This window comes from Anoxybacteroides voinovskiense (genome assembly GCF_014196205.1).
GTDB lineage: Bacteria > Bacillota > Bacilli > Bacillales > Anoxybacillaceae > Anoxybacteroides > Anoxybacteroides voinovskiense.
This window is the reverse complement of the sequence record NZ_JACIDE010000004.1, coordinates 17654-38905: the sequence shown is the minus strand read 5'-3', so window position 1 is coordinate 38905 and position 21252 is coordinate 17654. Positions and strand designations below refer to the sequence as shown.

Annotated in this window: 23 protein-coding genes; 18 read left to right on the top strand and 5 right to left on the bottom strand. The window is 47.0% G+C overall.

What is annotated here, in order from left to right:
* The first annotated feature begins 35 nt into the window (after positions 1–35).
* The 11 genes from panB to GGR02_RS03430 all read left to right on the top strand — a co-directional run bounded on the left by panB (position 36) and on the right by GGR02_RS03430 (position 10823).
* Positions 36–875: a 3-methyl-2-oxobutanoate hydroxymethyltransferase gene (gene panB / locus GGR02_RS03480; protein ID WP_183183359.1), complete on the top strand. Its 840-nt coding sequence runs from the start codon at positions 36–38 to the stop codon at positions 873–875.
* A complete protein-coding gene (panC, locus tag GGR02_RS03475; protein WP_183183358.1) occupies positions 872–1723 on the top strand; it encodes a pantoate--beta-alanine ligase in 852 nt (283 codons plus the stop codon). The genes panB and panC overlap by 4 nt, the downstream gene beginning before the upstream one ends.
* Positions 1724–1766: 43 nt before the next feature.
* A complete protein-coding gene (gene panD, locus GGR02_RS03470) occupies positions 1767–2150 on the top strand; it encodes an aspartate 1-decarboxylase (protein WP_066325750.1) in 384 nt (127 codons plus the stop codon).
* A gap of 252 nt (positions 2151–2402) precedes the next feature.
* A complete protein-coding gene (dinG, locus tag GGR02_RS03465) occupies positions 2403–5102 on the top strand; it encodes an ATP-dependent DNA helicase DinG (RefSeq protein ID WP_183183357.1) in 2700 nt (899 codons plus the stop codon).
* 491 nt (positions 5103–5593) lie between these two features.
* Positions 5594–5764 (top strand): YpmA family protein, encoded by a 171-nt coding sequence (locus GGR02_RS03460; protein WP_183183356.1) that lies wholly within the window; start codon positions 5594–5596, stop codon positions 5762–5764.
* A gap of 12 nt (positions 5765–5776) precedes the next feature.
* Positions 5777–6256, top strand: coding sequence for a cell wall elongation regulator TseB-like domain-containing protein (locus tag GGR02_RS03455; RefSeq protein ID WP_183183355.1), 480 nt, complete (start codon positions 5777–5779; stop codon positions 6254–6256).
* 14 nt (positions 6257–6270) lie between these two features.
* The gene (locus tag GGR02_RS03450; RefSeq protein WP_183183354.1) at positions 6271–7458 is read left to right on the top strand and encodes a pyridoxal phosphate-dependent aminotransferase; all 1188 of its coding nucleotides are present in this window, start codon (positions 6271–6273) and stop codon (positions 7456–7458) included.
* A 117-nt stretch (positions 7459–7575) separates the two neighbouring features.
* Complete coding sequence (gene asnS / locus GGR02_RS03445) at positions 7576–8868, top strand: asparagine--tRNA ligase (protein WP_183183353.1); 1293 nt, start codon at positions 7576–7578, stop codon at positions 8866–8868.
* A 66-nt stretch (positions 8869–8934) separates the two neighbouring features.
* Complete coding sequence (locus GGR02_RS03440) at positions 8935–9621, top strand: DnaD domain-containing protein (protein ID WP_183183352.1); 687 nt, start codon at positions 8935–8937, stop codon at positions 9619–9621.
* 49 nt (positions 9622–9670) lie between these two features.
* Positions 9671–10339 carry an endonuclease III gene (gene nth, locus GGR02_RS03435; RefSeq protein ID WP_183183351.1) on the top strand — a complete coding sequence of 223 codons (669 nt, stop codon included), beginning with the start codon at positions 9671–9673 and terminating at the stop codon, positions 10337–10339.
* Positions 10323–10823: a YpoC family protein gene (locus tag GGR02_RS03430; protein WP_183183350.1), complete on the top strand. Its 501-nt coding sequence runs from the start codon at positions 10323–10325 to the stop codon at positions 10821–10823. The genes nth and GGR02_RS03430 overlap by 17 nt, the downstream gene beginning before the upstream one ends.
* Before the next feature lie 14 nt (positions 10824–10837).
* Here GGR02_RS03430 and GGR02_RS03425 read toward each other — a convergent pair whose 3' ends face one another.
* Both GGR02_RS03425 and recU read right to left on the bottom strand, forming a co-directional pair.
* Positions 10838–13489 carry a transglycosylase domain-containing protein gene (locus GGR02_RS03425; RefSeq protein ID WP_183183349.1) on the bottom strand — a complete coding sequence of 884 codons (2652 nt, stop codon included), beginning with the start codon at positions 13487–13489 and terminating at the stop codon, positions 10838–10840.
* Between the two features lie 17 nt (positions 13490–13506).
* Complete coding sequence (recU, locus tag GGR02_RS03420) at positions 13507–14100, bottom strand: Holliday junction resolvase RecU (protein ID WP_183183348.1); 594 nt, start codon at positions 14098–14100, stop codon at positions 13507–13509.
* Positions 14101–14299: 199 nt separating this feature from the next.
* Between recU and GGR02_RS03415 the strand changes: the two genes are divergently transcribed.
* A complete protein-coding gene (locus GGR02_RS03415; RefSeq protein WP_183183347.1) occupies positions 14300–14530 on the top strand; it encodes a hypothetical protein in 231 nt (76 codons plus the stop codon).
* A 127-nt stretch (positions 14531–14657) separates the two neighbouring features.
* On the opposite strand, the gene GGR02_RS03410 is transcribed toward GGR02_RS03415, so the two are convergent.
* Both GGR02_RS03410 and GGR02_RS03405 read right to left on the bottom strand, forming a co-directional pair.
* Positions 14658–14828, bottom strand: a complete 171-nt coding sequence (locus tag GGR02_RS03410) for a hypothetical protein (protein ID WP_183183346.1) — start codon at positions 14826–14828, stop codon at positions 14658–14660.
* A 51-nt stretch (positions 14829–14879) separates the two neighbouring features.
* Entirely contained in the window at positions 14880–15080 is a 201-nt protein-coding gene (locus GGR02_RS03405) for a YppF family protein (protein WP_183183345.1), read from the bottom strand.
* A 162-nt stretch (positions 15081–15242) separates the two neighbouring features.
* On the opposite strand from GGR02_RS03405, the gene GGR02_RS03400 reads away from it, so the two are divergent.
* A complete protein-coding gene (locus tag GGR02_RS03400; protein WP_183183344.1) occupies positions 15243–15587 on the top strand; it encodes a YppG family protein in 345 nt (114 codons plus the stop codon).
* Between the two features lie 20 nt (positions 15588–15607).
* Here GGR02_RS03400 and GGR02_RS03395 read toward each other — a convergent pair whose 3' ends face one another.
* Positions 15608–16072 (bottom strand): Hsp20/alpha crystallin family protein, encoded by a 465-nt coding sequence (locus GGR02_RS03395; RefSeq protein WP_183183343.1) that lies wholly within the window; start codon positions 16070–16072, stop codon positions 15608–15610.
* 421 nt (positions 16073–16493) lie between these two features.
* Here GGR02_RS03395 and GGR02_RS03390 point away from each other — a divergent pair, with 421 nt between their 5' ends.
* The 5 genes from GGR02_RS03390 (at position 16494) to GGR02_RS03370 (ending at position 21109) form a co-directional block, all read left to right on the top strand.
* Positions 16494–17168 carry a response regulator transcription factor gene (locus tag GGR02_RS03390; protein WP_183183342.1) on the top strand — a complete coding sequence of 225 codons (675 nt, stop codon included), beginning with the start codon at positions 16494–16496 and terminating at the stop codon, positions 17166–17168.
* Complete coding sequence (locus tag GGR02_RS03385) at positions 17165–18571, top strand: HAMP domain-containing sensor histidine kinase (protein ID WP_183183341.1); 1407 nt, start codon at positions 17165–17167, stop codon at positions 18569–18571. The genes GGR02_RS03390 and GGR02_RS03385 overlap by 4 nt, the downstream gene beginning before the upstream one ends.
* A gap of 17 nt (positions 18572–18588) precedes the next feature.
* On the top strand, positions 18589–18750 hold the full coding sequence (locus GGR02_RS03380; protein WP_183183340.1) for a hypothetical protein: 162 nt from the start codon (positions 18589–18591) through the stop codon (positions 18748–18750).
* A gap of 39 nt (positions 18751–18789) precedes the next feature.
* Positions 18790–19320 carry a glycerol-3-phosphate responsive antiterminator gene (locus tag GGR02_RS03375; protein ID WP_221210692.1) on the top strand — a complete coding sequence of 177 codons (531 nt, stop codon included), beginning with the start codon at positions 18790–18792 and terminating at the stop codon, positions 19318–19320.
* A gap of 154 nt (positions 19321–19474) precedes the next feature.
* Positions 19475–21109, top strand: coding sequence for a glycerol-3-phosphate dehydrogenase/oxidase (locus GGR02_RS03370; protein ID WP_183183339.1), 1635 nt, complete (start codon positions 19475–19477; stop codon positions 21107–21109).
* The last annotated feature ends 143 nt before the right edge of the window (positions 21110–21252 follow it).

Genomic DNA, 21252 nt, shown 5'->3' with positions numbered 1-21252 from the left:
CATCTCCTCTGCAATCTAAAAGAGGAGGGAAACGAATGAAAACGAAAAGCGATTTTTTGAAAATGAAAGAAACGAACGAGCCGATTGTGATGCTGACGGCGTACGATTTTCCTTCGGCAAAACTTGCCGAGGGAGCGGGCGTCGATATGATTCTCGTTGGAGACTCGCTCGGCATGGTCGTATTAGGGTATGACTCGACGATTCCGGTAACGATGGAGGACATGATTCATCATACGAAAGCGGTGCGCCGCGGAGCGCCGAATACATTTATTGTGACCGACATGCCGTTTATGTCCTACCATCTATCGAAAGAGGACGCACTTCGTAACGCGAAGCGCATCATGCAAGAAGCAAATGCGAACGCGGTAAAAGTCGAAGGGGCAGACGAAGTCGTAGACATTATTCGTGCGCTCACGAAAGCAGGCGTTCCGGTCGTTGCCCATTTAGGGTTAACGCCGCAATCGGTCGGTGTGCTCGGTGGGTATAAAGTGCAAGGAAAAGATGCAGAAAGCGCTCGCAAGCTGCTAAACGATGCGAAACTTTGCGAACAAGCCGGTGCGATCGCGCTTGTGCTCGAATGTGTGCCGAAGCAACTCGCTGCGGAAATTACAAAACAATTAACGATTCCAACGATCGGCATCGGCGCTGGCGATGACGTCGACGGGCAAGTGCTCGTCTATCATGACGTCCTCGGCTATGGAGTCGAGCGTGTGCCGAAATTCGTGAAGAAATATGTGAACGTACAAGAAACGATACACCACGCCCTTTCTAGCTACGTCGCAGAAGTAAAGCTGCGCCAATTTCCAGAAAGCGCACATATGTTTACGATGAAAGAAGAAGAGGTCGTGGCGTTGTATGGGGGAAAAGAGCAATGAAAATGATTACGACGATTCAAGAAATGCGGCAAACAATGCAAGCATACCATAAGCAAGGGAAAACGATTGGCTTTGTGCCGACGATGGGCTACTTGCATGAAGGGCATGTAGCATTGATGGAGGCGGCGCGAAAAGAAAACGACATCGTCGTGTTAAGCATATTTGTCAATCCGTTACAATTTGGGCCGAACGAAGATTTTGACCGCTATCCGCGCGACATTGCCCGCGACGAAAAAATCGCCAAAGAAGCAGGCGTCGACGTATTATTTTACCCGTCCGTTGCGGAAATGTATCCGCGCCCGCTCAGCGTCAAAGTTGTCGTCACCGAACGGGTTGATGTGCTTTGCGGCAAATCACGTCCAGGGCATTTTGATGGGGTAGCGACGGTGCTGACGAAATTATTTCATCTCGTCATGCCAACGCGGGCGTATTTCGGCATGAAAGATGCCCAACAAGTGGCGGTGGTGGACGGGTTAATTCGCGACTTCCATTTTCCGATTGAGCTCGTACCAGTTCCGACCGTACGAGAAGCGGACGGATTGGCGAAAAGTTCGCGCAACGTGTATTTATCGGAAAAAGAGCGAAAAGAAGCCCCGGCGTTATACGCGGCGCTACAAAAAGCGAAAGCGGCAATTGAAAACGGCTTGCGTGACCCACAAGCGGTGCGCGCGCTTATTGAAGATTATTTGACGACGCATACAAGCGGTGTCATCGATTACGTTGATGTGTATTCGTACCCAGAGCTAAAGCCGCTTGATACGTTGGCTGGAAACATCATTATTGCCATTGCTGTCCGGTTTACAAACGCACGGCTCATTGATAATATAACTGTTGATGTCCCGTCGTGATAGAAAGAGAATGAAAGGGAAATAGAGGAAAAGGGGGAGCGACATGTTCCGAACATTAATGAATGCAAAAATTCATCGCGCCCGTGTGACGGAAGCGAATTTAAACTATGTCGGCAGCATTACGATTGATGCAGATATTTTAGATGCGGTCGGCATGGTGCCAAATGAAAAAGTGCAAATCGTCAACAACAATAACGGGGCGCGTTTTGAAACATATATTATTCCAGGGGAGCGCGGCAGCGGCGTCTTTTGTTTAAACGGGGCGGCGGCGCGCCTTGTCCAAAAAGATGATATTATTATCGTCATTTCCTATGCGCTCGTTCCAGAAGAAAAAGTAGCGGAACACCGTCCGAAAGTGGCGATTATGGATGAAAATAACCGCATTAAAGAATTAATTGCCGCTGAACCGGCGCATACGATTTTGTAAAAGGGAGGGGCTGTTTTTCACAGCCCCTCTTATTATAAGATAAGAAAGTATAAAATTTCGGATTCATGTCTAGCTCCAAGCGCCATCGGTGTGATGCGCTCCGTCCCTTCTTTCGGCGGCACATGGATTGGCTTCACTGAGCTTACCCACGCAGAACCAAGCTATGCTTGGTTCGAGAGCCTCCTCGGTGGGACTCGTGCGCTCTTCGCCGATAGGCGGGCGCTTTGCGCTTTTCTTATGTGAGGTGAAACGATGAAGTTTGTCGTGGTCGATTTAGAAACGACAGGGAACGCGCCACAAAAAGGGGATCGAATGATTCAAATTGGCATCGTGATAATCGAAAACGAGCAAATTGTGGAACGGTTTTCGCGCTTTATTAATCCCGAGTGCGAGATTCCATTGTTTATTCAACAACTGACGCAAATTGACGAACAAATGGTCAAAACGGCGCCGGTTTTTGCCGAGATTGCCGAAGAAATTGCCGAAAAGCTAACAGGGGCGTATTTTGTTGCCCATAACGTTTCGTTTGATTGGCCGTTTTTGCAAGCGGAATTGCAGGCGGCAGGCATTTCGCTTTCGCCGCCACCGATGATTGATACGGTAGAAATGGCGCGCATTTTGTTTCCGACGGTCGAGAGCTATAAATTAAGCGACCTTGCGCAAATGTTAGCGATTCATCATGAAAATCCGCACCAAGCAGATAGCGATGCGGAAGTGACCGCGAAACTTTGGTTGCGGCTATTGCAAAAGCTACAGTCGCTTCCGCTGGCGACATTACAACAGCTAAAGCGGCTGTCTAGAGATTGGAAAAGTGATATGTATGCGATTTTAGATGCAACTATCGCAAAAAAAATGGCAGCGCCGAACGATGAAGGATACGTATACTATCGTGGGATTGCTATCAAAAAACGAACGGAGCCTTCTAAAAAACAAAGGGATGCTTCTTATTCGTTTGCGGAATGGGTGGCAGAGAAGCCACCGCTTCCGTTTCCACAATATGAACATCGCGACGGCCAGTGGGAAATGATGAACGTTGTTTACGAGGCGTTTGACACGTCGCAGCACGCCATCATTGAAGCTGGAACAGGCATCGGCAAGTCGCTCGCGTACTTTATCCCGAGCCTTTATCTAGCGAAAAGACAGGAAAAGCCGGTCGTCATTAGTACGTATACGCTTCAATTGCAAAAGCAGCTGATTGAGCGCGACGTTCCGCTGCTCAGACAAATCGTTCCGTTTCCTTTTCGCGTGGCGCTGTTAAAAGGAAAACGAAACTATTTGTCGCTGGATAAATTCCTTTCGTTTCTTCAAGAGCCGAATAAAACGTACGATGCAGTACTAACGAAAGGGCAAGTGCTCGTTTGGTTGACGGAAACGGAAACAGGCGATGTCGATGAACTGCAATTGTCTTCCGGCGGGCAGCTGCTTTGGCCGTTATTACATTTAGACGAGCAAAAAGAAGTGGGGGAGCATGATTTTTTTCGTCTGGCGTGCGAGCGGGCAAGCGACGCGGACGTCGTCATTACGAACCATGCGTTTTTATTACAAGATATAACGGCAAACACTTCGCTTCTTCCGTCATATGACCATCTGATTGTCGATGAAGCGCACCATTTAGAAGAAACGGCATCGCGCTATTTCGGGCGCCACGTCGAATATGTTGCACTTAGGTTATTGTTGACACGTATCGGGACGGGTGACGAAGAGGGCTCGTTATTTCAGCTCAAAAAGCGGCTCGATCAAGAAGTATGGTCGATTCAAGCACGGCTTCGCGACTTGCAGCTTGAGTGCGATGAATGGTTTCGCCTCGTTCGCCGTTATGTGCTCACGAAACAGCCGAACGCGAATGTACCGCGGCTTCGCTATCGGTTCGACCCAGAGAAAGAGTACGGGCGAAGTTGGGAAGCGATGAAAGAGTTATTATGGCGGATTGCCGACCAAACAAAAAAATTGGCGGACGAGGTAGATGAAGTGAAGAGAAGCGCCCCAACGCTTGCGTCGTTGTCGTTTTTTTCCGATATTGACGAGCTAGTAATGACGGTGGAAACGCTTCGGGAAGTAATGGAAACAGCCGACCCGCTCGTTGTTCGTTGGATGGAAGTGGAGACGAAAGGGGCGGCGAACGCCACCGCGATTTATTCGCAGCCGATTGATGTCGAGTCATTTTTTGCTGAGGAGTTATTTGCGAAGAAAAAAAGCGTTGTGCTTACGTCAGCGACGCTTTCGATGAACGGGTCGTTTTCGTACGTTATTTCTCGGCTTGGGCTGGAAGACTTTTACCCGATTTGCCGGACGATTCCGTCGCCGTTTCCGTATGCTGAGCAAGTAAAAGTGATGGTACCGCGCGATTTGCCGTCTGTTTCTGCGGTATCGCTTGAGGCGTATGCAGAGGCGGTCGCGTCGCACGTATTAACAATAGCAAAACATCTGAACAGAAAAATACTCGTACTGTTTACGTCGTATGAGTTGTTAAAAATGACGGCAGCGATTGTAAAAGAGCGGAATGATGATGAAACGTTTGTGTTGTTAGCGCAAGGGGGACAAGGCGGAAGCGCGGCGAAGTTGACGAAGGCGTTTCAGCAATTTGAGAAGGCGATGTTGTTTGGAACGAGCAGTTTTTGGGAAGGGATTGATTTGCCAGGAGAGGCGTTGTCGGTTGTTGTCATCGTCCGGTTGCCGTTTGCTCCGCCAGACGATCCGGTGATGGAAGCAAAAAGCGACTACATTCGCGCCAAAGGCGGCAATCCGTTTTATGATTTATCGCTGCCGCAAGCGGTCATTCGCTTTAAGCAAGGTTTTGGGCGGTTAATTCGCACGAAAGACGACCGCGGGGTGCTGTTTGTGTTCGACCGGCGGCTAATCACTGCTTCCTACGGCAGCTATTTTTTAGCTTCTCTTCCAGACGTGCCAGTGTATGATGAACCACTAGAACAGCTTTTGCAAAAAATGGGATAATTCGCTCAAAAAAGACAAACGATATACATGGGCATTTCCCTCTCGACCGTTCGAGAGGGAAACGTTTATCCAGTCGCCTCCGCTTTTCTTGTCTAGCTGCGGCTCCTAGCTGCTCGGGGGTCAAATAACCTTCCCCCTCGAGGTGGCGAGCACCTCTCCGGGGGAAGAACATTCGCCCCGTCGCAGCTGTTCAGTCGCCTCCGCTTTTCTTGTCTAGCTGCGGACTAGCATCCTCGGTCGCGTGTGCTTTCTCCGTCGCCGTGCGAGGCACGTCTCGTCGAAAGCTTGCGCGACTGTCGGATGCTTCCTTGGCTTTGCCAAGGACCGTCCTCCGCTTTTCTTGTGTAGGTGGGAAAATTTTTTATGAAATTGCACAACGAACCTGTTATAATAAGTGGGAAGATACAACAGTGTGTTGTTGTACGTATAGTGTGGCTCTTGTGGCTGTTGTTATGAGTAACAAAATTTGTGTGATAAAGGAGGGGTTGTGCGTGGAAAGTAAAATTCAAGTATTGGCAACGGTGAAAATCCAGCACTCGCCTGATTTATATAAAATTGTCGACTGCCTGAACCGAACGTTGAAAAAAAATGACCTCATGTTCGGGCTTGCGCTTGATGAACAAGACAAAAGCAAGGCGGTATTTACGATTTACCGGACGTAAAGAGGGATGGCGATGAAAAAATGGAGCATGATTGTTCTACTTTTTGTCTTCGTCGCGATTTGGCAGGCGGTGAGCGTCTATCGTGCCGCGATGGCGCCAAAGGAGACGCTCATAGCGAAAGCGGAACAACGCGCGATGGAAGAAGCGAACCTTTCGCATATTCAAGCTGCGAATACATACTATGGGGAAAAGGCGTACGTCGTCGTCGAAGGAACCGATAAAAAAGGCACGAAAAAAATTGTATGGGTGCCAGCAAACGGCGGGCATATTGTTGTTAAGCGCGCAAAAAGCGGAATCACGAAGCAAGAGGCAATCGAAAAATTAAAAGCCGACCGACAGCCGAAAGAAATTATTTCCGCCAAACTCGGAATGGAAAAAGGAGTGCCGCTTTGGGAGCTGACATATATCGAACAAGATAACCGCTATTCGTTTTATTACCTCAGCTTTGCCGACGGTGCTTTTTTGAAAAGGTATAGTTTCCAACAATCATGAAGGGGGAAAGGAACATGAAATTAGCAAAACGTGTATCATCGCTCACACCGTCCACAACGCTTGCCATTACAGCGAAGGCAAAAGAGCTGAAAGCAAAAGGGTATGATGTTATCGGCTTAGGAGCAGGCGAGCCAGATTTCAATACACCGCAACACATTATCGACGCAGCGGTGAACGCCATGAACGAAGGGCATACGAAATATACCCCTTCCGGTGGACTTGCGACGTTAAAGGCAGAAATTGTGAAAAAGTTTCAACATGACCAACAGTTGCAATATGAACCGTCGGAAATTATCGTCTGCGTTGGCGCGAAACATGCGCTTTATACGTTATTCCAAGTCATTTTAGACGAAGGCGATGAAGTCATTATCCCGACGCCATATTGGGTCAGCTACCCAGAACAAGTGAAACTTGCAGGCGGGGTGCCGGTGTATGTCGAAGGGTTGGAAGAAAACCATTTCAAAATTACGCCAGACCAACTAAAAGCAGCCATTACGGAGCGGACGAAGGCCGTCATCATTAACTCGCCAAGCAACCCGACAGGCATGATTTATACAGAAGACGAGTTGCGCGCACTTGGTGACGTTTGCTTAGCGCACGATATTCTCATTGTGTCCGATGAGATTTATGAAAAGTTAGTATATGGGGACAATAAACATGTATCGATCGCCCAGCTTTCGCCACAGTTAAAAGCGCAAACGATCATCATTAACGGGGTATCGAAATCGCACTCGATGACCGGTTGGCGTATCGGCTATGCCGCAGGAAATAAAGACATTATTCGCGCCATGACCGACCTTGCAAGCCATAGCACGTCCAACCCAACGTCGATTGCGCAATATGCCGCGATTGCTGCATATAGCGGCCCGCAAGAACCAGTTGAGCAAATGCGGCAAGCGTTTGAAGAACGGCTAAACATTATTTATGAAAAACTTATTCAAATTCCTGGCTTTACGTGCGTCAAGCCGCAAGGAGCGTTTTATTTGTTCCCGAACGCACGCGAAGCAGCGCGCATGACCGGCTATGAAAGCGTCGATGCGTTCGTCGAGGCGTTATTAGACGAAGCAAAAGTCGCGCTCGTGCCAGGCTCTGGCTTCGGTGCGCCAGACAACGTCCGCCTTTCGTATGCCACATCGCTTGACGTATTACAAAAAGCGATCGAGCGGATAAAGCAGTTTATGGAACAAAAAACGAATAAATAAAAGGAAAAACAAGCGGCTGAAACCGAAGCCGCTTGTCTATTGCCATCAATTTTCTAGGACGGTATAATATAAATTATGCGTACATAGTTTTCGAACAGATGTTGGAGGGACGTAGCAGTGAAAACAACGATTGCAGAAGTGAGTAAATACGTAGGGCAAGAGGTGACGATTGGCGCTTGGTTAGCGAATAAGCGCTCGAGCGGAAAAATCGCTTTCTTGCAGTTGCGCGATGGGACAGGCTTCATTCAAGGGGTCGTCGAAAAATCGCAAGTAGCGGAAGACGTGTTCCAACGCGCGAAATCCATCACGCAAGAAACGTCGCTATATGTAACGGGGACGGTGCGCGTTGATGAGCGTTCACCGTTTGGCTATGAACTTGCGGTAACGAATATCGACATCATTCACGAATCGGTGGACTACCCAATTACGCCAAAAGAGCATGGCGTCGAGTTTTTAATGGACCACCGCCATTTATGGCTGCGTTCGAAGCGTCAGCATGCCATCATGAAAATCCGTAACGAAATTATTCGGGCGACGTATGAATTTTTCAACAATAACGGCTTTGTCAAAGTCGACCCGCCAATTTTAACGGGAAGCGCGCCAGAAGGAACGACCGAGTTATTCCATACAAAATATTTCGAGGAGGACGCCTACCTTTCGCAAAGCGGACAGCTTTACATGGAAGCGGCAGCAATGGCGCTCGGAAAAGTATTTTCGTTCGGTCCGACGTTCCGTGCGGAAAAATCAAAAACGCGCCGCCATTTAATCGAGTTTTGGATGATTGAGCCGGAAATGGCGTTTTACGAATTTGAAGACAACTTAAACGTACAAGAACAATACGTGTCTTATATCGTTCAATCTGTCTTGAAAAACTGCGCGCTTGAACTAAAAACGCTCGGCCGTGATACATCGAAGCTTGAAAACGTTCAAGCACCGTTCCCGCGCATTACGTACGATGAAGCGATTCAATTGCTTCATGACAAAGGATTTACCGACATCGCGTGGGGCGACGATTTCGGGGCGCCGCACGAAACGGCGATTGCCGAAAGCTTTGATAAGCCGGTATTTATTACGCATTATCCGACGCAATTAAAACCGTTTTATATGCAGCCGGACAAAAACCGCCCAGAAGTCGTACTTTGCGCTGACTTAATCGCACCGGAAGGATATGGCGAAATTATCGGCGGCTCGGAGCGTATCCACGATTATGAATTATTAAAACAACGCCTCGAAGAACACAACTTGCCGCTGGAGGCGTACAAATGGTATTTAGAATTGCGCCAATACGGCTCGGTGCCACATTCAGGCTTTGGATTAGGGCTAGAGCGCACCGTTGCTTGGATTTGCGGCGTCGAGCACGTTCGTGAAACGATTCCGTTCCCGCGGTTGTTAAACCGTTTATACCCGTAAGAAAATCCCCCGATGATGGGGGATTTTTTTGCGAGTATGGTATACTATAAGTTGAGGTGCATTTCGATGGATAAAGGGAAAATGGCGGAATGGCTGGCGCAAGGAAGCATTGCGATTCCGAAACTGCTGTTGTATCATTATAAACGTTTAGGCTTAACGGAAATCGAGTTTATGGTGCTATTACATTTGCATTCGTTTCTCGAAGAAGGAATTTCTTTCCCGACCCCTGCGGAGATGGCGGAACGAATGACATTATCGCCGGCGCAATGTATGGAAACGTTGCGCAAGCTCGTCCAAAAAGGATTTTTAGCGATTGAGGAACAAGTCCATGAAGTGCGGAGCGAAACATATTCGCTAAAACCGCTTTGGGAAAAGCTCGTCTATTACTTATTCATCGAATCGGCAAACGAAGCGCGGGCTAGTCGACAAGAAGAGGAACAAAGCTTGTATACGATGTTCGAACAAGAATTTGGCCGTCCGCTTTCCCCGTTTGAATGTGAGACGTTAACGATGTGGATCGACCAAGACGAGCACGACCCTGCCATTATTAAAGCGGCGCTTCGCGAAGCAGTGTTGTCTGGAAAACTAAACTTCCGCTACATTGACCGCATTTTATTTGAGTGGAAAAAGAACGGGGTACAAACGATTGAACAGGCGAAAGATTACGGGAAAAAGTTCCGCAAACATCAACGATCATCGACGCAAGAAGAGTTTAAACAGACGGTGACGTTTTACAATTGGTTAGAGTCGTAAGCGAGAGAGGCGGTCTCTCGTTTTTCTTTGGAAAGAGAGGAGGATTTGTTTGTTAAATCGCCAGCAAATTCGTTATTGCTTAGATACAATGGGAGAAATGTTCCCGAATGCACATTGTGAGCTTGTGCATCGCAATCCGTTTGAGCTGTTAATTGCCGTCGTTTTATCGGCGCAATGCACCGATGCGCTCGTCAATAAAGTGACGAAGCAGCTATTTGAAAAATATAAAACGCCAGAAGACTATATATCTGTTTCGCTTGAAGAACTTCAACAAGACATTCGCTCGATCGGGCTATACCGAAATAAGGCGAAAAACATCCAAAAGCTATGTGCATTGTTAATCGAAAAATATAGCGGACAAGTGCCGACCGACCGCGATGAATTGATGAAGTTGCCAGGCGTTGGCAGGAAAACGGCCAACGTCGTCGTATCCGTCGCTTTTGGCGTGCCGGCAATTGCCGTCGATACACACGTTGAACGGGTGAGCAAACGGCTTGGCTTTTGCCGCTGGAAAGATTCGGTGCTCGAAGTAGAGGAAACGCTCATGCGGAAAATTCCAAAAGAAGAATGGTCGATTACGCATCATCGGATGATTTTTTTCGGGCGCTACCATTGTAAAGCGCAAGCGCCAAAATGCGACGTTTGTCCGCTTTTGGAAGTATGCCGCGAAGGAAAAAAACGGCGAAAGCGAGGGGAAAGCGTTGCAAGTACCAAATGAATTCGTTCATCCGCTTTTTTTTCGTGTAGGGGATAACGTGCAAGCAAGCGATGCGCCATTTCCTGAAGCGATGAAGCATGTGTATTTTTACTATGACATTGTCGGTACTAAAGCGCCATGGGAAGAAATTGAATCGCTCGCCGCTGTTTTTCCGCTTTGGCACGAAGAACGAGACCGGTTAGAAAGCTGCTTTGCGAAACGTGACCGGGCGAGCGCAAGAGAGCCGATGATTCGCGCCTTGTCGTATTTCCTCGTTTGTTTGCATTGGTTAAACGGCAAGCGGGTCGAGCAGGTGAATGAGTGGGAAAAAGCAATCGCCGCATTGGCGGTGAAGCCGGTAAACGTTATCGAGCGGCTGCAATTTATTTTTGCCCGTCCGGATTTATATCATTCGTTTATTCAGCTTAGCGAACTGTTTAGTGAAACGGAAAAGCTTTATTATAAAACATTAGCGAAAAAGAAAAACGGGATGTCTCCGCGTTGAGACATCCCGTTTCGTTATTGGTTAAGCAACTCATTGGTGGACGGAAGCGAGCTTTTTCCGACGCGGTTCGTTGTATTTCCAGTCGAGCTATTATTTTGCGTCGGTGGGGTTGTGTTTCCGCCGGAGCCGCTGTTATTTTGTCCGTTGTTGTTTTGTCCACCGCTGTTATTTTGTCCGCTGTTGTTTTGTTCCCCGCTATTGTTTTGTCCGCCGTTTTGGTCGGGATTGTTCGTATTGTTGCCATTGTTTGTTCCATCTGTGCCGTTGTTGCCGGTTTGTTCCTCTGGTGGCGTTGTCTGTTGCTGGTCGCTTGGCACTTGAACGGTCACGGTCGCTGGCTGTTCGCTTTTTATTTGTCCGTCTTTGCTTACCGTATAGACGTCAAACGTATAGACAGCGCCTTTCGTTGGATGGTTAATCGTTAACGATAAGCCTGTGGCTGGAAGCACCGCTGATTCGCCTTTGTCGTTTTTCGCGTGCACTTCAAATGCCACATTGTCAAGCGCATTGTCGTATGTCCACGTCAAAGAAATCGCGTCCGCTTTCGGGTCGTACGTTGCCTGTACGTTCGTCGGTGCAAGCGGCTTGTCGTCTGTTGCTGTTTCAGTCGGCTCGCTTCCTCTCACGAAACATTCATACACGATTTCGTCTTTTGGTGTAAAAGGTCCTGCTAATTGCGGCGGATTGGAACCTTTTTTCACTGGCAACTTCACGACGCTTTTTGGCATCGGGAAGTCTTCGCTATCATGGTCGACGTGCGAGATGACTTTTTTGAACAGTAGGCGCGGTATTTTTTGTTCATAGACCGATAAGTTCGCCGTGCTGCTTTTTTTGCTAAACCCAGTCCAGACGGCAGCAGTGTAGTTTGGCGTATAGCCGACAAACCAGCTGTCTGGCACGGCGTCATCCGGCAATCCATATTGTCGGGCGACGTCTTCGGAATAGTTGGTCGTTCCCGTTTTTCCTGCAACATGTAAGCTTGGCACGTTGGCAAGCGTACCTGTACCGGATTGCACGACCGTTTTTAACATATCGGTAATCATATATGCCGTATAGTCTTTCATCGCCACTTTCGGTTTTGGAGTTAAATCCATTTCTGTATTGTCCGGAAAGACGATTTTCGTGACGGCGTGCGGTTTAATGTAGACGCCGTTGTTGCCAAACGCGCTATATGCCCCCGCCATTTGTAACGGCGATACTCCTTTTTCCAAGCCGCCAATCGCGTACGATTCGTAAATGTTGTCAAAGCCCATGCCGAGCTTGTTCGCAAACTGTCTCGCCCGCTCTAAGCCGACTGCTTGCAACGCTTTTAGCGCTGGAATGTTGCGCGATTTCGCAAGCGCTGTTCGCATCGTCATCGCACCTTCATACTTGCCGTTCCAGTTTTTAATCGGTGTGCCGTTCGAATATTGATATGGTTCATCGACGAGAATGTGTGCCGTCGGCCATTTCAAATATTCAATCGCTGGACCGTAGTCTAAAATCGGCTTAATCGTTGACCCTGGCTGACCGACGCGTTGGGTGGCGTAGTTAAAGCCAAATGTGACATTTTCAGGGTCGCGTCCACCGCCAAGCGCACGAATTTCGCCCGTTTTCGTATCGATAAGCGCGATGGAAGTTTGCAAATCTTTTTTGTTCGTAAATAACTCGTTGGAATTCAGCAAGTCTTCGACATAGCTTTGTGCGTTCGGGTCAAGCGTTGTATAAATTTTTAGTCCGTCTTCATAGACGTTCACATTCGCTTGATCGGTCACTTCTTTAATCACTTCGTCGATAAAAGAATCATATGGAATGGTTTGTGATTGATTATGTTTTTTCCGATCGACGAGCATTGATGCAATCGGTACTTGCTTTGCTTTTTCCGCTTCTTCTTTTGTAATAAAGCCATGTTCCGCCATTAACGAGAGAACGACGTCGCGCCGCTTTTTCGCCGCTTCGGGATGTTCGTACGGGTTATAGTTGTTCGGGCTTTGCGGAAGTCCGGCGAGCAAGGCGGCTTCTGGAAGCGTCAACTCTTTTAAGTTCGTTTTGCCGAAGTAATATTCCGCGGCTTTAGCGACACCGTACACCCCGTTAGAGTAATAAATTTTATTTAAATACATTTCTAAAATTTCATGTTTCGAATACTTTTGTTCGAGCCGTAACGCGAGCCAAGCTTCTTGGATTTTCCGTTTGATCGTTTTTTCTGGCGACAAGAACGTCAGCTTGACGACTTGTTGAGTAATCGTGCTTCCGCCTTCCGCTCCGTACCCTTCTTTAAGGTTGGCTAAAATAGCTCCGCCAAGGCGGATAAAATCGACGCCGTGATGTTGGTAAAAGCGAGCGTCTTCTGTCGCTAATACGGCATTTTCCAATACTTTCGGAATGTCCGAATAGGAAATATACGTTCGTTTCTGCCCGCCTAAGTCGACAATTTTATGGCCGTTCATATCATAAATCGTCGAGGAAAGCGGGTCTTTAATTTTTGCTTCATCAAGCGGCGGTATTCCTTTGATGAAATAAGCAAACGCAGCGACGCCGCCAATCACCCCAAGCAGCATGAAAACGACTAATGTTAGTGCAATCATTTGAAAGAGCGATTTCGCTTTTTTCTTTTTTCCTTTTTTTGTTTTTGTTTGGTTTGTTGCTTGTTTCCGTTCTACGCGAGAACGATAGTCACCAGACATAAAAATCCTACCTTTCTTTAAAAGTAGATAGATTCTACTACTTTAATATAATCAATTCGCGGGTGGTAGCCAAGTGAAATGTAATGACCATATGTCTCAATTTCCTTTTTTGTGATTGATTTCCTCCCGCCAGCTTGTTGCCGCTCCCAAAACGTAAGCAAGTGGGAAGCGTCTAACAAATATACTTCATCGAGCGCCGAAAAGCGCAAAATGACAAAGCAAATTCCCCCATGTGCGAGCACTTGCCGCATATGATGAATTTGATGTTCATGAAAATTTTTTAACGGAAACGACGTGAAGCTTTGCGTTTCTTTTGCTTCAAAGTCGATATATTTGCCGCGGTACACCCCGTTATAGTCGGTCGTAGAGGCTTGTTTAAAATACGCCTCTTTAATGACAGCTGCGCTTCGTTTCGGATAATCGACGCGGACGATTTGAATCGGCGTCGGTTTTTTATGGATAACGGCAATGCCGTGTTCTCGGTAATATTCGTTTGTCGCATTTAAGTCTTCCTCGAGCGTCATGCCGCGGTTTCCGTAGTTTGGCTGAAAATGACGGACTGGCTGTTCTTCTTTCGGTTTATATTGCTTTCCACCAGGATAGTTGAACAATACGCTCCCCCTCCTTTGAATGTTTTTTATTATACCATAGGTGAGGGAGAATAGGGTGTATAAAGAAAATGTCGAAATTGCTCGAAGAAATGAAAAAGACAACTTTCTTTGCCGAAATAGTTCTAGTTTTGTCAGGTGAGAAGGGAGCGAAAAAGAAATGGCGAATGTGTAAAGGCAAACGGTGCTGGGAGGGATATTGATGCGGTGGGTGAAAAAAGAGGAAGTGGAGAAGCAGCTCGGGGAAATTTTACAGCTAATGGAACAAATCGAAACGAAAATGGATGATGTCATTGACAACGTGGTGAAAGAAACGTGCGCGCACCAACAAGCGCATATTCAAAAAATGGAGAAGCAGCTAGACGCAGTCGAGCAAAAAATGGATGAGAAAGAAGCGCAGCGGTTCGTTCCTTCGAAATTGCATTTTGTTTAGAAAAGCGCCTGCCTATCGGCGAAGATCGCACAGGCCCGAGGAGGCTCTATGAAGCTTATGACCGTGGTAGCCCTAAAATTTCCGTTTAACAAAAACGGCTCCCTCTTTAAAAGGAGAGCCGTTTTCGTTAGTCGTTTTTTTCGACTTTCACAGAAATCGGGCCACCTGCTTCGGTTGCGACTGTTCCGATTTCGTATTCGACCCGTTCGGTCTGTTTTGGCGGAACGTGTTTGCCGTGTGCTGGCGGTTGTTGTTCATGCCCTTTTCGTTTATGGTGAAAATGGACACCTCGTCCCATGATGCCACCCCCTCATCTGTTACTTTTCCGCAGGGGCGGGGGAATCATGCATTACAACCCGACATATTCGTTTTTTTCCGCTGGCTTACATGCTCCGGCTAATTCGAGTTCACGAGTAATATCACGGTACTCAGAGATCGTCATTTCGCTTCGTAAATATAGCTGGCGGGCAAAATCAAGCAGTTCGTTTAAATCGGTCGGCTCATAATTTTTCGTGGCGATAAATTTATTTTTTAATTCGGTGGCGTTCATCGTGCATCCTCCTCGTGTTTTTATACATCTTATCATAAAAATGGCACATCTCGATAAATTCAAAAAATTGAAACTTCCGACAACTTGTGACATGTCCACCCGCACTTACCGCCTATATCGTGCATATGATGAAGTACGAAATCGAAAAAGAGGGGGGAGTGTATGTATCGGGTTCCGTATATTTATCCATATTTGCCACGTGCGCCGTTTCCGCCATCGTTTCCACATTGGCCTCACTACCCACCAATCCATCCATACCAGCAGCCGCCACACTGGCCGATGATGGGGCAGCATTCTCCACAAACTCCGCAAATGACGCCATATCCAAAGCCGGGCCCAATGTTAAAACCGCCATCGGCAGGCGTTCCATCGATTATATCGCAGTTTAAAACGTCAGAAGGAACGTACGACATTAACAAAATGATGAATACCGTCGGGCAAATGATTAACACGGTCAATCAAGCAAACAGCGTATTAAAAGGACTATTAAGCACATTTAAAAAATAAGGTGTCCGCGCTGGACACCTTTATTCGATATCAATAAATTTTTTCTTTTGTGGAAGGCGAATGACGAGTTCTCCGTTTTCAAACGAGGCTTTAATTTCGTTTTCTTTGACGGGATAAGGCAATGGAATCGTCCGCATCATTTGTTGCTGCATGCGCCGTTTTTTATAGACGTTGTGTTGCTCATCGGTGGATTCGACGATTTCGCGATGATGGACGGTGAGATGGAGCATCGTGTCATCGAATTCGAGCTGAATTTGTTGGCGGTTGACGTTCGGGAGATAGGCGGTAATGACGTATTCGTGCGCCGTTTCGTGGACGTCGATTGGGATGTAGGAGCGTAAAATGGTGTCGTGAACATATTCATCGAGCGTTTCAAACATTTTCCGAATCGGTTGTTCGTCAAAAAACTGGCTCACCATCTCTCGCAACCGTTGAAACGGTTCCTCTTCCTGCTTTTTTCTTGGCAGTTGAAAATGATCGCTCATAATGATCTCCTCCTCTACCTTTCACTATATGTAAGATTGGCAGAAAAGGTCACGAGTATTTTTTAGGAAATTTTCATTTATTTTTAAGATTGAACGGCTATGATGAAAAAAAGCCGGCATTCGCACCGTAGAAATCACGAACATGTTTGCAAAAATCGAAGCTCCATCCTTAGCAAAAGGCCGGCAGCGAATAAGGAGGAGCGCACATGCATATGGTGATTACTCTTTTTTTCTCAGGGACAGCTGTCTCTTTGCTTACGTACCAACTCATCGAAATTGTGCAAGCGTTTATGGACTTGTTTAATAAACACTACTAGTTCAACGGCTAGGTGCTTAACGAAAGACGGACAGCTAGTTTTTGCTAATCGCTGGAGGCGGTTGGCATTTCTTTTTGGTATGATAAGGGGTGGGAGGGATTTTGGTGAATAAGCGTATTTTAATTATTGAAGATGAAGCGAACTTAGCGCGATTTATCGAATTAGATTTATTGCATGAAGGATATGAAGTGCGCGTATGCCATGACGGCAGGGAAGGATTAGAGCTTGCACTCGCTGAAGAGTGGGGGCTTGTGTTGTTAGATTTAATGTTGCCGAGTTTAAACGGCATGGAAGTATGCCGTCGATTGCGGGCGGTGAAAAAAACGCCCGTGATTATGATTACCGCACGGGACAGTGTGTTCGATCGCGTCATGGGGCTAGATAGCGGCGCCGACGACTATATTGTGAAGCCGTTTGCGATTGAGGAATTATTGGCCCGCATTCGCGCATTGTTTCGCCGCGTCCATCCATCGATGGATCAAGAATATTTAACGTTTAAAGATCTTGTTGTCGATGTCAAAGCGCGCGTCGTGAAAAAAGATGGACAAACGATTGAGCTAACGAAGCGGGAATACGATTTGCTCGTGACGTTTTTGCAAAATGTAGACATCGTCTTAACAAGAGATACGCTGCTTAATAAAGTATGGGGATTTGATACGGAAGTAGAAACGAACGTAGTAGACGTGTACGTCCGTTATTTGCGCCATAAATTAGACGAAAAAGACAAAGAGCGCTATATTCAGACCGTACGCGGGGCAGGATATGTGATGCGGTCATGAAACTTTTTCGTTTAGAAAACGTCTCATTAAAAGGGAAGCTTACGTTTCTGTCGGCAACGATGATTTTTATCGTCTACTTTTTGTTTACATGTTTGCAATACGAAACGGTGAAGCAATGGCTGTTGAACGAAGAAGAAAAAACGATCGAAAAAACAATTGGGGAAATTGAAACTTATTACGCGGAGAAACGTAATTTATCTTGGAACGATATACGCAAAAGCAAAAAGTTGCTTGAAAAACTCAATGAAAAATATCAAGCGATCCGCATTTTAGACGAAAAAGGAAATGTTGTCGTATCCGTAGCTAATCAAGTTTCTGTTTCGCTGCTTCCGGCGGAAAAACCAGAAAAGCTTGAAGTCGATTACCATCTCGTAAACAATGATCGCTCGGTTATTTTGCGTAAGCCGTTCCATGTTGCGCAGATGAACGGGACGATTGAAGTCGTCCGTCATTTAGTGAAATTTCAACAAATGATTAACACGATTTTTTTCATTATGACGGTCATTGGCATGGTAGCGATGGGGATGAGCGCGTGGATCGGGCGGTTTATCGCCAAACATTTTGTCGGGCGCCTGCAAGCGGTCACGAACACGATGCGCAACATTAAAAAGAACGGATTCCAAGAACGAATCGACGTTCCGGCCGCGAACGATGAAATGTCGCAGCTAATGGCGATGTTTAACGAAATGATGGATGAAATTGAACATTCGTTTCGCCAGCAAAAGCAATTTATCGAAGATGCTTCCCATGAATTGCGAACGCCAATTGCGATTTTAGAAGGCCATCTTTCGCTGCTAAAGCGATGGGGCAAACATAATCCCGAAATTTTAGAGGAATCGCTAGAAGCAGCGGTGCAAGAAGTGTATCGGTTAAAAAAGCTCGTGCTGGAGCTTTTAGATTTATCTCATGCCGAAGCGCTTACGATTCCAGCGGAGTTGCAGCCAACTTCTCCGAAAGAAGCCGCGGAGCAAATTGTGAAAAATTTCCGTGTTCTTCATCCAAGCGTTCAGTTTCAAATTATTGATGAAGCGGGTGAAAAGGCGCGCGTGCATGTGGCGAAGCATCATTTGGAACAATTGCTGCTCATTTTGCTTGATAACGCGGTGAAATATTCCCAACAAGAAAAAGTAATTACTATCGATATTAAAGAAGAAGGAAAATATGTATCGATTTCCGTGCGTGACAAAGGAATTGGGATACCGCGTGACGAATTAGAAAAAGTGTTTTTACGGTTTTATCGGGTCGATAAAGAGAGAAGTCGTGAGAAAGGTGGAGTAGGGCTTGGGCTTGCCATCGCAAAAGAAATTGTCGATAAATACGGCGGCCAAATTGTGATGGAAAGCGAGGTCGGGGTAGGAACAACAGTCGAGCTGTTTCTTCCGAAAGCGAAAAGCAAAGAATAGAAGAAAGGTGAGAAGAGATGGAAGAGCATTTGCACGGAGCGGAAAACCGACAAAAGAAGGAAATTCAGCACGTCATCGAGAAATTTCAAAAGCGGGGGATTAAAATAAGCGCTTGCAAGCCGCGGGCGTTGCTTACGACATGCACAGTCGCGGCAGAAGCAGCGAAAAACGATGAGTAAGGGGCGATTTTTTTGAATTCGCAAAAAATCATTCCCGCGATGAAAACGATGAAAGATTTTGAAGCGTTTTTGCGAAGTCCGTACGACGTTGGGGTATTGCTCGAATTGCATCTTTCGCAGCTAAAAAGCGTGTTTCACTATGCGCACCAGTGCGAAAAAAAGCTACTGCTTCATGTCGATTTAATCCAAGGGCTGAGCCACGATGAGTATGCCGCGGAATATTTGTGCCAAGAATTTAAGCCATATGGGTTAATTTCGACAAGGGGAAGCGTGATTATAAAAGCAAAGCAAAAAAAGGTGCTGGCGATTCAACGCATTTTCCTATTAGATTCGCACGCGCTCGAAAAAAGCTACCAATTGCTTGAAAAAACAACTCCGGATTTTATTGAAGTGATGCCAGGAGCGATGCCGCATGTCATTCGAGAAGTAAAAGAACGGACAGGCCTCTCGATTTTAGCCGGCGGGCTTGTGCGAACGCTAGAAGATGTCGAGCGTGCATTAGCAGCCGGCGCAACGGCGATTACGACATCGAACAAAGCGCTTTGGGAACATTATGCGGCGATACGTTAACGATTTTTTGCTAGCCAAACGAGCTGATTTTCGCTATAATAAAAGTAAGTTAATACCATGTCAGGAGATTAGGAGAGACCATGCATACATGATAAGCAAAGGCTTGTCGTGTCTGTAATGGTCTCTTTTTGCTTTCAAAGGGGGAGGAGAAACGATGAAACGTACGATCGTGTTAGAAAAAATGAGCAGAGAATATTACGATGTGCTCATTATTGGCGGTGGGATTACGGGCGGTGGCATTGCGTTGGATGCAGCAACGCGCCGGTTGAAAACGGCGTTAGTGGAAATGCAAGATTTCGCTGCAGGGACATCGAGCCGCTCGACGAAACTAGTACACGGTGGGCTTCGCTATTTAAAGCAATTCGAAGTGAAAATGGTCGCAGAAGTTGGGCGAGAACGGGCGATTGTGTACGAAAACGGCCCGCATGTGACGACGCCAGAGTGGATGTTGTTGCCGATTTATAAAGACGGCACGTTTGGCAAATGGAGCACGTCGATTGGACTATGGGTGTACGACCATTTAGCGGGAGTCAAACGAAGCGAGCGCCGGACGATGCTAAACAAGGAGGAAACGCTACAAAAAGAACCGCTGTTGAAAAAAGACGGGCTTATTGGCGGTGGATACTATGTCGAATACCGAACCGACGACGCCCGGTTAACGATCGAGGTGTTGAAAAAAGCGATCGAGTGCGGCGCAGACGCCGCCAATTACGTCAAAGCAGAAGCGTTTGTGTACGAAAACGGACGCGTCGTCGGGGCGCGCTGTCGCGATGAACTTACCGGTCAAACGTATACGATACGAGCGAAAAAGGTGATTAACGCGGCCGGACCGTGGGTCGATGATTTGCGGGAAAAAGACGGCTCGAAACATGGGAAAATGTTAAAAATTACAAAAGGTGTGCATATTGTCATCGACCAAACACACTTTCCGTTGAAACAAGCCGTGTATTTCGATACACCGGACGGACGGATGGTGTTTGCCATCCCACGCGATGGAAAAACGTATGTCGGCACGACCGATACGTTTTACGACGGGGATTTGACGAATCCAGTAATGACGGACGAAGATCGCAACTACTTGCTGCAAGCGATTCATTATATGTTTCCGTCGGTGCGGGTGACGGCAGAACAGATTGAATCAAGCTGGGCGGGAGTGCGGCCGTTGATTTACGAAGAGGGAAAAAATCCATCGGAAATTTCACGAAAAGACGAAATTTGGCAATCTCCGTCAGGGCTTGTGACAATTGCGGGCGGAAAGCTAACCGGATACCGAAAAATGGCGGAAACGGTCGTTGATTTAGTCGCCAAGCAGCTCGAAAAAGAAGAAGGACTACCATTCCGCCCTTGCCAAACGAAGCATTTGCCGATTTCCGGCGGCGATGTCGGCGGCTCTCACCAATTGCCTGCGTTTATCGCGCAAAAAGCGGAAGAAGCGACGCGCTACGGCTTTACGAAAGCGGAAGGGGAGCGCCTGGCGCAACAATACGGAACGAACGTTGACCGCATATTTGCATTAAGCAAGGATTATGAAGAAAACAGTGGGCTTTCGCGCGAAGTGTTTGCGACGCTTGTATACGCGCTCGAAGAAGAAATGGCCGTCAAACCTTCTGATTACTTCATCCGCCGCACCGGTGCCCTTTTGTTTAACATTCAATGGGTGCGGACATGGAAAGACGAAGTCATTCGCTTTATGGCGGAGCATTTGCAGTGGACAGAGGAACAAACGCACGAGTACACAAACGAACTAGAAACCGCGCTGAAAGAGGCGGTGGGGGATTTTAGGAGCTGACCCAAAAGGTCTCCTTTCTTCAAGGAAGATACAATATACAGTTTTGTAAAGGTGTTTCGCTCGTATATATGGTTATAAGAAAGGGTGCCCCGTTACTTTTGGGACACCCTCTTTTTTTAAAAGATAAGAAAGCCCTCCGCCTA

Excerpts from the sequence above, each read along its gene's own strand:
- GGR02_RS03410 (WP_183183346.1), bottom strand. The coding sequence starts at position 14,828 with ATGGGACGAGGTGTCCATTTTCACCATAAACGAAAAGGGCATGAACAA.
- GGR02_RS03450 (WP_183183354.1), top strand. The coding sequence starts at position 6,271 with ATGAAATTAGCAAAACGTGTATCATCGCTCACACCGTCCACAACGCTT.
- GGR02_RS03440 (WP_183183352.1), top strand. The coding sequence starts at position 8,935 with ATGGATAAAGGGAAAATGGCGGAATGGCTGGCGCAAGGAAGCATTGCG.
- GGR02_RS03395 (WP_183183343.1), bottom strand. The coding sequence starts at position 16,072 with ATGAGCGATCATTTTCAACTGCCAAGAAAAAAGCAGGAAGAGGAACCG.
- dinG (WP_183183357.1), top strand. The coding sequence starts at position 2,403 with ATGAAGTTTGTCGTGGTCGATTTAGAAACGACAGGGAACGCGCCACAA.
- GGR02_RS03380 (WP_183183340.1), top strand. The coding sequence starts at position 18,589 with ATGGAAGAGCATTTGCACGGAGCGGAAAACCGACAAAAGAAGGAAATT.
- GGR02_RS03425 (WP_183183349.1), bottom strand. The coding sequence starts at position 13,489 with ATGTCTGGTGACTATCGTTCTCGCGTAGAACGGAAACAAGCAACAAAC.
- panB (WP_183183359.1), top strand. The coding sequence starts at position 36 with ATGAAAACGAAAAGCGATTTTTTGAAAATGAAAGAAACGAACGAGCCG.
- GGR02_RS03415 (WP_183183347.1), top strand. The coding sequence starts at position 14,300 with ATGCGGTGGGTGAAAAAAGAGGAAGTGGAGAAGCAGCTCGGGGAAATT.
- GGR02_RS03375 (WP_221210692.1), top strand. The coding sequence starts at position 18,790 with ATGAAAACGATGAAAGATTTTGAAGCGTTTTTGCGAAGTCCGTACGAC.
- GGR02_RS03400 (WP_183183344.1), top strand. The coding sequence starts at position 15,243 with ATGTATCGGGTTCCGTATATTTATCCATATTTGCCACGTGCGCCGTTT.
- panD (WP_066325750.1), top strand. The coding sequence starts at position 1,767 with ATGTTCCGAACATTAATGAATGCAAAAATTCATCGCGCCCGTGTGACG.
- GGR02_RS03385 (WP_183183341.1), top strand. The coding sequence starts at position 17,165 with ATGAAACTTTTTCGTTTAGAAAACGTCTCATTAAAAGGGAAGCTTACG.
- GGR02_RS03370 (WP_183183339.1), top strand. The coding sequence starts at position 19,475 with ATGAAACGTACGATCGTGTTAGAAAAAATGAGCAGAGAATATTACGAT.
- panC (WP_183183358.1), top strand. The coding sequence starts at position 872 with ATGAAAATGATTACGACGATTCAAGAAATGCGGCAAACAATGCAAGCA.
- GGR02_RS03405 (WP_183183345.1), bottom strand. The coding sequence starts at position 15,080 with ATGAACGCCACCGAATTAAAAAATAAATTTATCGCCACGAAAAATTAT.
- GGR02_RS03455 (WP_183183355.1), top strand. The coding sequence starts at position 5,777 with ATGAAAAAATGGAGCATGATTGTTCTACTTTTTGTCTTCGTCGCGATT.